This is a genomic window from Pseudomonas sp. Root562 (assembly GCF_001427125.1).
GTDB lineage: Bacteria > Pseudomonadota > Gammaproteobacteria > Pseudomonadales > Pseudomonadaceae > Aquipseudomonas.
This window is the reverse complement of the sequence record NZ_LMGK01000020.1, coordinates 455605-465900: the sequence shown is the minus strand read 5'-3', so window position 1 is coordinate 465900 and position 10296 is coordinate 455605. Positions and strand designations below refer to the sequence as shown.

6 protein-coding genes are annotated in these 10296 nt (G+C 61.3%); 1 reads left to right on the top strand and 5 read right to left on the bottom strand.

Annotated elements, in window-relative coordinates:
• Positions 1-70 precede the first annotated feature (70 nt).
• The gene (locus ASD60_RS15770) at positions 71-1027 is read left to right on the top strand and encodes an alpha/beta hydrolase (protein ID WP_056854880.1); all 957 of its coding nucleotides are present in this window, start codon (positions 71-73) and stop codon (positions 1025-1027) included.
• A gap of 822 nt (positions 1028-1849) precedes the next feature.
• Here the strand turns inward: ASD60_RS15770 and ASD60_RS15765 are convergent.
• The 5 genes from ASD60_RS15765 to pvdM all read right to left on the bottom strand — a co-directional run bounded on the left by ASD60_RS15765 (position 1850) and on the right by pvdM (position 10149).
• Positions 1850-4330 (bottom strand): TonB-dependent siderophore receptor, encoded by a 2481-nt coding sequence (locus tag ASD60_RS15765; RefSeq protein WP_056854879.1) that lies wholly within the window; start codon positions 4328-4330, stop codon positions 1850-1852.
• Between the two features lie 240 nt (positions 4331-4570).
• Entirely contained in the window at positions 4571-6217 is a 1647-nt protein-coding gene (locus tag ASD60_RS15760) for a cyclic peptide export ABC transporter (RefSeq protein WP_056854878.1), read from the bottom strand.
• Positions 6218-6492: 275 nt separating this feature from the next.
• A complete protein-coding gene (gene pvdO / locus ASD60_RS15755) occupies positions 6493-7365 on the bottom strand; it encodes a dihydropyoverdine dehydrogenase (protein ID WP_056854877.1) in 873 nt (290 codons plus the stop codon).
• Between the two features lie 112 nt (positions 7366-7477).
• Positions 7478-8770, bottom strand: a complete 1293-nt coding sequence (gene pvdN / locus ASD60_RS15750) for a pyoverdine-tailoring periplasmic protein PvdN (protein WP_056854904.1) — start codon at positions 8768-8770, stop codon at positions 7478-7480.
• Between the two features lie 29 nt (positions 8771-8799).
• The gene (gene pvdM / locus ASD60_RS15745) at positions 8800-10149 is read right to left on the bottom strand and encodes a pyoverdine-tailoring dipeptidase-like protein PvdM (protein ID WP_056854876.1); all 1350 of its coding nucleotides are present in this window, start codon (positions 10147-10149) and stop codon (positions 8800-8802) included.
• Positions 10150-10296 lie beyond the last annotated feature (147 nt).

The following is a 10296-nucleotide window of genomic DNA, read 5'->3' as shown; positions in this document are numbered from 1 at the left end:
GCTTCGCAGCCCAACGGGAGCAAGCTCCCTCGCCACAGGTTCCCTTCATTGTGTAAAAGGATTCGTCCCAATGGCCGTACTGCCAGAACTTGAAGCATTCCTCGAACTCGCCGAGTTCGGCCGTCTGACCGGTAAAAATCGTCCGATGCACGAACAGACGCCGCAACAGGCGCGGATCGACTTCGAAGCGTCCTCGGGCTTTCTCGATGTGCCGCTGGCGCACATTGCTTGCGAAAACTTCAGCATCGCCGCGCGTGATGGTTACAGCCTCGCGGCTCGCCTGTATCGCGACGGGCAAGCGGCCGATGGCCTGCAACCGGTGATGTTGTATTTCCACGGCGGCGGATATGTGGTCGGCAGCCTCGATTCCCACGATGCGTTGTGCCGTCGGCTGGCGGCGCAGGGTGGTTTTGCCGTGTTGACGGTGGATTACCGGTTGGCGCCGGAATGGCGTTTTCCAACCCCGGTGCAGGACGCCTGCGATGCCGGCAACTGGCTGGTTCGCGAAGGTGCGGCGCGTGGCCTGGATGCATCACGGGTGGCACTGGCCGGCGACAGCGTCGGTGCGACCCTGGCCACGGTGTTGTCGTTGATTGCCGTGCGCGACCCCGCAGAACTGGCGTTGAAGCCCAAGGCGCAGTTGCTGGTGTATCCGGTCACCGACGCCACCACTCACCGCGCTTCGCATCGCGACTTTGCCGAAGGTTACCTGCTGGAAACCCCGACCCTGGACTGGTTCTACGCCCACTACGGCCGCACTCCGGCAGACCTGGCGGATTGGCGCTGCTCGCCGTTGTTGGCTGAAGACTTGTCGGGCGTGGCCCCGGCGCTGGTGTACCTGGCCGGGCATGATCCGCTGCATGACGAAGGGCTGGCCTATGCCGAGCGTTTGCGCGCTGCCGGCAATGACCTGACCTTGCTCGAACAACCAGGCATGACCCATGATTTCTTGCGCATGGCGGGGTTGTTGGGGGAGGTGGAAGGGATTCACCGTGAAGTGGCGGGGTGGGTGCGGTCGAGGGTGTGAGATGAACCCAGATCGTTCCCACGCTCTGCGTGGGAATGCCTCAATGGACGCTCTGCGTTCGGCTGTTGAAGGGACGCGGAGCGTCCCGGGCTGCGTTCCCACGCGGAGCGTGGGAACGATCCAAAGGTGGCGGGGTGGGTGCGTTCGCGCATGTGAGATGAAACCAGATCGTTCCCACGCTCTGCGTGGGAATGCAGGTCCCGGGCTGCGTTCCCACGCGGAGCGTGGGAACGATCCAAAGGTGGCGGGGTGGGTGCGTTCGCGCATGTGAGATGAAACCAGATCGTTCCCACGCTCTGCGTGGGAATGCCTCAACAGACGCTCTGCGTTCGGCTGTTGAAGGGACGCGGAGCGTCCCGGGCTGCGTTCCCACGCGGAGCGTGGGAACGATCCAAAGGTGGCGGGGTGGGTGCGTTCGCGCATGTGAGATGAACCCAGATCGTTCCCACGCTCTGCGTGGGAATGCCTCAACGGACGCTCTGCGTTCGGCTGTTGAAGGGACGCGGAGCGTCCCGGGCTGCATTCCCACGCGGAGCGTGAGAACGATCCAAAAAGTGGCGGGGGGGGGGGGACGTCCCGGGCTGCRTTCCCACGCGGAGCGTGRGAACGATCCAAAGGTGGCGGGGTGGGTGCGTTCGCGCATGTGAGATGAAACCAGATCGTTCCCACGCTCTGCGTGGGAATGCCTCAACGGACGCTCTGCGTTCGGCYSTKGAAGGGACGCGGAGCGTCCCGGGCTGCGTTCCCACGCGGAGCGTGGGAACGATCCATGAAAAATGCCCGCATCTCTCGATGCGGGCATTTTCAGCTCAGCTCAACAGCTCAGAAGTCGTACTTCGCCGTGAGTTGGAAATTGCGCGGCTCGCCGTAGAAGGTGGTGCCGAAGTTGCCCAGACCCGTCAGGTACTTCTTGTCGAAGATGTTGTAGGCGTTGGCGGTGAAGCTCAGGTGTTCGTCGTACTGATAGCGGGTCATCAGGTCCACGAGGGTGTAGCCGCCTTGCTTGAGATTGACGCTGGCGCCTTGACCACTGCCATCCACATTCGGGTTGAAGGTCTGGCCGTAAAACGCACTCTGCCAGCTTACGCCACCGCCGACGGTGACCTGGTCCAGGGCGCCAGGCAGACGGTAAGTGGTGAACGTGCGCACGACGTGTTCCGGTTTGGTGGTCGCCAGCGGGAAGCCGAAGATGCGTTGTTCTTCCTTGTCGCGGGAACGGGCGTAGGTGTAACCAGCCGACACGTTCCAGCCTTCGGCCAGTTCACCGGCCATTTCCAGTTCCACACCTTTGGTGGTGGCGCCGTTGGTTGGCTTGTAGACGTCCTGCCCGGTGGCGGTGTCGGTGGTGACGTACTGGGCGACGTTGTCCTGTTCGATGCGGAAGAAGGCCAGGCTGGCGTTCAGCTTGCCTTCGAAGTAGGCCGCTTTCAGGCCGGTTTCATAGCTGTTGCCTTCCACCGGATCCAGGGTCTTGCCGCTGGCGTCCTTGTAGATCTGCGGCTGGTAGATGTTGGTGTAGCTGGCATACACCGAGTAGGTATCGTCGAGGTCATAGACGACGCCGGCGTAGGGCGTGACGACACCGTGTTCCTTATAGCTGGCATGCGTATCGCCCAGACCGGCGCCAGGGTAGTAGGTGTAATCCTCGTTGTACTTGAAGGTGCTGACGCGGCCGCCAAGGATGAACGACAGGTCGTCGGTCGGTCGCAGGCGTGTGGCCAGGTACGCGCCGTTCTGGCTCTGGGTGCGCTCGTACTTGCCGTTTTTCGGGAACTCCGGTTTGGCGATGTGGCCCTTCCAGTCGAAGATATCGCCCGGCACCAGGCCGAATTCGCTGCTGTCGTAAGTCGAACCGGTCTGACGGGAATGGGAGGTCATGAAACCCGCCACCAGTTCATGTTCGCGACCACCCAGGCTGAACGGACCGGAAACGTTGACGTCCGCGGTGTTCTGCACGCGATGACCTTCCCAGCGACCCCAGTAGAAGAACATGCCTTCGCCGGTGGCACGATCCGGGTTGCCGCCGCTGGCGGACGCCAGTTGGGTGTCGTGATCGGTGGTCTTCTGATCGAGGGTGACCTTGAGATTCCAGTCGTTGGCCAGCGCTTGTTCCAGGGAGGCGAAGTAAGTGGTGCTGTCGAAATCACGACGGCTCCAGTCAGACCCCGGGTTGAAACTGCGGGAGAAATCGGTACGGCCGCCATCGGTGTAGAACGGTGAGTTACCGGTCCAGGAACTGCCGCGCGGGGTAGCGCTGGATTTGTCGACGCCCAATGTCAGCAGGGTATCGTCGGTCAGGTCGGCTTCGAGGATGCCGTAGTACAGGTCTTTCTTCTGGCTGTAGTGGTCGATGTACGAATCTTTGTCCTGCAGGGCACCAACGAAGCGACCGCGCACGCTGCCGGAGTCGTTGAGCGAGCCGGAGATGTCGCCTTCGGTGCGGTAGTTGTCCCACGAGCCGACGGTGCCGCTGACCGAAGCCTTGAACTCCTTGGTCGGTTTCTTGCGCACCAGGTTGACGGTGGCGGCAGGGTCGCCGGCGCCAGTCATCAGGCCGGTCGCGCCTTTGATGATTTCGACACGGTCAAGGCTGGCCGAGTCGTCGCTGTTGTTCGGGTTTTCGCCGTAGACACCGTCGTAAGGAATGTTGACGCCATCGTATTGGAAGTTGGTGATGGCAAAGCCACGGGTGGAAAACTCGGTGCGGTCACTGTCGTACTTTTGCATGGTGACGCCAGGCGTATTGCGCAGCACATCACTCACGCTCTTGGAGCCTTGGTCATCCATTTGCTGACGGGTTACCACGGTCACCGATTGCGGCGTTTCGCGAATGGTCAGCGGCAGTTTGGTGGCGGTGGTGGTAGCGCCGGTGGTGTAGGAACCGGTGCCTTCGGTGGTCAGGCCCAGGGCCTGGCCGGAGATGGTGGTCGCGCCCAGTTGCAGGCTCGAAGAGCCGCCGGACATCAGCGTCACACTGTTGCCGTTGATCTGGAACGAGATGCCGGTGCCTTTGAGCAATTCGGCCAGCGCCTCGGAAGGTTCGAGCGAACCGGATACCGCACGGGATTTAAGACCGGCCACCTGGTCCGGGCTGTAGAGGATTTGCAGATTGGTCTGCATGCCCAGTTGAGTCAGCGCGCTGGACAGCGGTTGCACAGGAATACTCACTTTTACAGGTGCAGCATTGGCCATCGAGCTCCCCAGCAAGGTGGCGGTCAGCAGTACGCTGGTCAGCAAGGTTCGATGCAAGGTCGGCCGCTGTACGGCCAGCGCGAGAGGTGTGCGGCATGGAAGGGATCGCATTACTGCCTGTGCTCCTGAAAGTGTCGTGCAGAGTTTTTGTTAATGGGAATTATTATTAAGACGGGGCGTGAGTGCGAAACCGGAAAAATAATTTTTCCATTTTTGAAACCTGCACAAAAACCTGCGGGAGCGGGCTTGCCCGCGATAGGGCCATCACCTTCAACATGGATGTCTATTGACCCACCGCTATCGCGGGCAAGCCGCTCCCACAGGTTCTGCGCAAGGTCTTGAAATGGGTGATCAGGCCGGGGTCAATTCGCTCACGACCCGGCCGCTTTCCATGCGCACCAGTTGGTCGGCGACATCGAAGTAACGGTCATCGTGGGAGATCACGATGATGGTCTTGCCCAGGCGTTTGAGGTCCGGCAGCAGCTCGGTGTAGAAAACCCGGCGGAAGGTCGGGTCCTGGTCCGCCGCCCATTCGTCGAACACCAGAACCGGCCGTTCTTCCAGCCAGGCATTGACCAGCGCCAGACGCTTGCGCTGGCCGGTGGAAAGGTCGGTGGTGGTGAAGTTGCCGTCCTTGACGCTGACCTTGTGCGCGATTTCCAGGCGTTGCAGGTACTTGTTGGCATCTTCCGGGATGTGCGTGTCGCCCTGGACCACGTCGTCGAACAGGTAGTAGTCGGCAAAAATGGTGGTGAACAACTGGCGATAGTCGTCGCGGTTCTGTGCATCGATGGCCTCGCCGTTGACGCGGATCTGCCCCTGTTGCGGGGTGTACAGGCCCAACAGCAACTTGATCAGCGTGGTCTTGCCGCAGCCGTTTTCGCCGACGATGAAAGTGATGTCGCCCTGTTTGATGGTCAGGTTGACCGGACCCAACTGGAACGGTGTGGCACCGTCCACCGACGGGAAGGTGTAGCGCACGTCCGCCAGTTGCAGTTGGTGCACGGCGGGTTTGACGTCGCCCTGATCGCTGAGCAACAGGTGCGGCTCAGGGGTGGAAAACTGTTCGGACAATTGAGCGATGCGGCGAAAGGCAATCTGCGCGCGGCTGACGATCGGCAAAGTACTGATCAGATGTTCCAGCGGGCCTTTCATGTACAGCAGCACCAGCACGAAGCCGCTCATCACGGTCTTGTCGGCGCTCGGCCAGAAGGTTTGCAGCGCCAGGGCCAGGCCGATGACCACGAAGAACAGCATCGAGCCGAAGGTCTTGGCAATGACGAAAGTATTGATCGAGCGCACTTGGGTGTTGCAGATGAATTCGGCGGTGCCCTTGATGCCCGAAGTGAACATGCGCTGGCGGCGCGGGCGGTGAATCCGCAGTTCCTTGGCACCTTCGGCGATGGCGTTGTAGTGCTTCTGCAACTCGTCTTCGGCATCGCGGGCAGCCATGAAGCCCTGTACGCCTTTGCTCTGGGCATAGGCCTGGATCGCCGTGCCGATCATGATCGCGGCCAGCATGATCATGAACATCGGCCATGACAGGATTGCCAGGTAGCCCATGCAACCGAGGGTCACGGTGACGGAAATCGCCAGCGGCGCGAAGGCGAAGGCGAAATCACTGATGGTGTCGACGTCGTGGGTCAACACCGGGATCAGTCGATGGCTGCGGTAGCGTTCGATCTGTTCGATCGGTGCCGACAGGACTTTCTCACCCAACTGTTTGCGCAGCTTGGCGATGATGTGCTGGCCGACATAGTTGGTGCCGATGTCGGAGCAGATCGAACTGGCCAGCGCCAACAGACACAGGCCGGCGAACAGCGCCACCACGCCCTGGGTCAGGCCGTCCGAGTGCAATGCGTTGTTGATGGTCGCCAGCAACACCGTGACGCTCAGGCCGCCGACCATGCCCAGGAAAATGGACGCGGCGACGATCAGTCGAAAGGGTTTGAGCAGGGCGAACAATTCGCCGATGGCGCCGCGAGTGGGCTGGGTCATGGAAGACTGTTCCTTGGGTCGTAAGGCAGATACCCAGTAGAACGTCTGGTCGAGGGGTTAATTTAGCGTCGGTTGACTGGTGGTGACCGTCGCTCGAATGAATGAAGGTGACGCGGAGCGTCACGGGATGCATTCCCACGCGGAGCGTGGGAACGATCAATCAACCCTGTGGGAGCCAGCCTGCTGGCGATGGCGGACGGTCAGTCGACATCTCTGCTGACTGACAAGTCGTCATCGCCAGCAGGCTGGCTCCCACAGGGGGAACGTGGTGTGCCTTAGAGCTGGCGCACTACGCGAAAGCCTATCCAGTCCCCGCGTTCCTGTGGGTACTGGCTGTTGCGGTTGCCGGAGCGGGAGAACACCGGCGCTTCACCCCAGTCATTGCCGCGGATGCGCACGGCTTCGCAGTTGGCTTCCAGCCAGGCACTACCGTCGGTGGGGGCGCCGACGTAGCTCGGATGTTCGCAATCCTCGACCCATTCGTAGACGTTGCCATGCATGTCGTACATGCCGAAGGCGTTAGGCGGGTAGCTGCCGACCGGTGAGCTGTAGCTGTAGCCGTCAGCCGGGCCGTAGGTGTTGGCGTGCCTGGCGATGCTGTATTGCTTGCCTTCATCGAACGGGAAGGGGAACGGACCCTTGGTACCGCCGCGTGCCGCGTATTCGCGCTGTGCTTCGCTGACCATGCTGTACTTCTGCCCGGTTTTCTTCGACAGCCAGGCGATGTAGTTTTTAACGTCATCGAAGTTCATGCACACCGCTGGCTGGCGCGGGGTCTGTGGATAACGCGGCTTGCTGGCGATGCACTCGCGACCGGGTCGGGTATCGCCGTTGGCGATGGTCACGCCGCTTTCCTTGACGTAGCTGTCCCACTCGCCTGCGGTGATCTGGAAGCGGCTCATGGCGAACGGCCTGGCGAACGTCACGTCATGCATCGGCCCTTCATCGGGCTCGCGGCCGACTTCGTCATCGGGGGTGCCCATGGTGAAGGTGCCGGCGGGCAAAACCACCATTTCCGGGCAATCGCGGCAGTCCTTGAATACCTTGCCCGGTGGCGTTGGTGTGGCGGCGTGGACGGCGGTTGGCAGCAGGCCGGCCGTGATGGCGGCCAGGGCGAGGGCCTTGAATGGCAGCAGATCACTGTTCATGTGTCATCTCGATAAAAAGGTGAGAGTCGAATCTGTAGGAGCCAGGCTTGCCGGCGAAGGCGATGTGATGGACGCCTTCGCCGGCAAGCCTGGCCCCTACGAAAATCAGGCGTCAGGCGATTTTGTTGAGTAGGGCCATGAAACGGTCGATTTCGCTTTCGCTATTGAGCAGACCCGGGGCAATACGGATCACCGGGCCGACGTCGCGGTCGACCGAGTCGCAGACCACGCTGTTTTGCATCAGTGCGCTGGCGATCTTTTCGCAATCCTGCTGCTTGACCCTGAAAAACGTGAAACCGGCCGACAGCTGCGGACTCTGCGGGGTAACCAGCTCGATCCGCGGCTGTTCCAGCAGCCGCAGCTTGGCGTAGGTGTTGAGTTCATGAATGCGCGCCTGGACATCGGCCTTGCCCAGGTCCAGGTGCAGCTTGAACGCTTCGTCCGCCGCCCAGCGATGTTCGAAACTGTGATAGCCGCCGGGGGTCATGATGGTTGCGAAATCGGTGGCTTCGCCGAAGGTCGGAATGATCGGCGTGACGTCCCTGACCTCGGCCGAGCGCGCGCAAACGATCCCGGTGCCACGGGGGCCGAACATCCATTTGTGGGTGCCGGCGATGAAGAAATCGCAGTGCATGTCGGGGAAGTCGAGATTTTCGACACCGAAGCCGTGGACGCCGTCGACCACGTACAGCAGGCGGTCCTTTTCTTCGCGCTGGCGGTTCAGCTCTTCGACCAGCTTGCCGATTTCACCGATCGGCAATTTCACGCCGCTGCCCGATTGCACCCAGGTCATGCCCAGCACGCGGGTTTCGGGGCGAATGCCTTTGGCGATCGAGTCGAGCACTTCGTCCACTGAAATGTCGTGGCTGTTTGCAAACAGCTTGAGTTTGCGCACCTTCGTGCCCTGGCGTTGCTGGCGAAACTCCAGGGTGTAGTGGGTCGAGTAATGCTCGTGTTCGCTGACCAGGATTTCCTGGTCCGGGCGCACATGAATACCGCCGTAGATCATCGCCAGGCCTTCGGTGGTGCTGCCGGTCAGTGCGATCTGTTCAGGCGTGGCATTGAGGTAACGGCCAGCCCAGACCCGCACGTTGTGCTCGCGTTTTTCGGTTTCCTGCAGGTCCCAGTCCATGGCGCGGCCGGGGTTGCGGTCGATGCTGGCGCGGTGCATGTCGATGGCGTTGCGCACCGGCGTCGGGTGCGAGGTCACCAGGAAGTTGGCGAAGTGCAAGTAGTCCGGGTCTTGATTGAACAGCTGGCGCAGTTGCGCCCATTTGCCCTTGGCCAGGGGTTGCGATGGCTGCTGTGGATTGCCGGCCAGCGCCGGCAGATTCACGCCGGCAGCCAGCGGCAGGCCGGCGGCGAGAATACCGGCCTGCTTGAGGAATGAACGACGGTTGGTCATGGCTTCGGCTTCGCTTGGCAAATGTGGCATCAGTTTTTGGCGACGGGTCTGGAGGATTTCTCGACCTGATCCCAGACCCGCAGAAAATTGCCGCCCCAGAGCTTGGCGATGTCGGCTTCGCCGTAGCCGCGGCTGATCAGCTCGGCGGTGACGTTGCGCGCCTCGCTGACATCCTTCCAGCCATCCAGGCCGCCGCCATCGTTGAAGTCGGAGCTGATGCCCACGTGGTCGATACCGATTTTCTTCACCGCATAGTCAATCGCATCGCCGTAATCCTTGAGCGTGGCCTTGGGTTCTTCGTCGACGATGGCGTAGAGCTGGCTGGCGTATTCGCCAAAGCGTTGCTCGGACCAGACCGTGATGACCGGATCCCCCGGCATCAGCGCCATCTCCAGACCTTGCAGCGGTTGCAGGTCGAAGCGCGCACGCAGGGCGTTGAGCTTGGCCTGCGTGGCCTGGCTCAGCGGGCGGATGTAGGTCGGGAAACCGACAATCTGCACCACGCCCCCGCTGTCCTTGATCAACTGCATTTCGTGGTCGCTGAGGTTACGCGGAATATCCACCAGCCCGCGGGGCGCCGAATGCGAGGCGACCATTGGCGTGCGGCTCAACCGGGCGACTTGTTCCAGGGCTTTGGTCGACATCTGCGACACGTCGATGATCACGCCCAAATCATTGAGACGGTGCACGGCTTGTTTGCCGAGGTCCGAAAGCCCGCCGAGGGCGTCCCGCGAATCATTGAAGAACGGCAATGGCCGCGACGAATCGGCCCAGGCGTTATTGCCCACGTAGCTGAAGCCGAACATGCGCATGCCGCGCGCGGCCCATTTGTCCAGGGCATTGAGGTCGTTGCCCAGCGGGTAGGCGTTGAGCATGCTCATGAAGATCGCGAACTTGCCTTCGCCATGCAGGCGACGGAAATCATCGGGGGTGTAGGCGATGGCCACCTGATTGGGGAAGTCACGCACCAGCGTGGTGATGATCTTGTAGCGGGTTTCCTGTTCGAAGCGTGCTTCTTCGATGAAACCGGCGGTGGGGCGATGGGGTGCGTTGGGGCCGTTCCAGATTTCCGGCCAGCCGAAAATGGTCAGCGCGGCACCGGAGAGGCGACCGCGAGCGGTTTTCACCAGGTCGAACTGGCCGCTGCCGTCCTTGTCGGCTTCGTTGCCGGCAGTGCCGAAGTCCATCGGCACGGTGATGTGGCTGTCGAACGAGAGCAGGCGTTCGTGCAATTCATCGGCCTGCTTCATCACTTTGACCGGGTAACCGGGATTGTCCTTGAACCAATAATCCCAAGCCGCGAAGCCGGCACCTGCGCTGATCGCCAGGGCCAATGGCAGGCCGATGTAAAGAGCCTTTTTCGAACGTGGTTTTGTCATTGCCGTCTCAGTCAGGTTCGCCGCGGGGGGCTTTGCTATCTGGGAGGAACGAGTGGGCAGCTGAAGAATTTAGGTGATTGCACTGGCCTCATCGCTGGCAAGCCAGCTCCCACAATGGACGGTGGTGTTCACATAATCCCATCCAAA

Coding starts and splice junctions, on each gene's coding strand:
- pvdN (WP_056854904.1), bottom strand. CDS start 8,770: ATGACCAACCGTCGTTCATTCCTCAAGCAGGCCGGTATTCTCGCCGCC.
- pvdO (WP_056854877.1), bottom strand. CDS start 7,365: ATGAACAGTGATCTGCTGCCATTCAAGGCCCTCGCCCTGGCCGCCATC.
- ASD60_RS15765 (WP_056854879.1), bottom strand. CDS start 4,330: ATGCGATCCCTTCCATGCCGCACACCTCTCGCGCTGGCCGTACAGCGG.
- ASD60_RS15760 (WP_056854878.1), bottom strand. CDS start 6,217: ATGACCCAGCCCACTCGCGGCGCCATCGGCGAATTGTTCGCCCTGCTC.
- pvdM (WP_056854876.1), bottom strand. CDS start 10,149: ATGACAAAACCACGTTCGAAAAAGGCTCTTTACATCGGCCTGCCATTG.
- ASD60_RS15770 (WP_056854880.1), top strand. CDS start 71: ATGGCCGTACTGCCAGAACTTGAAGCATTCCTCGAACTCGCCGAGTTC.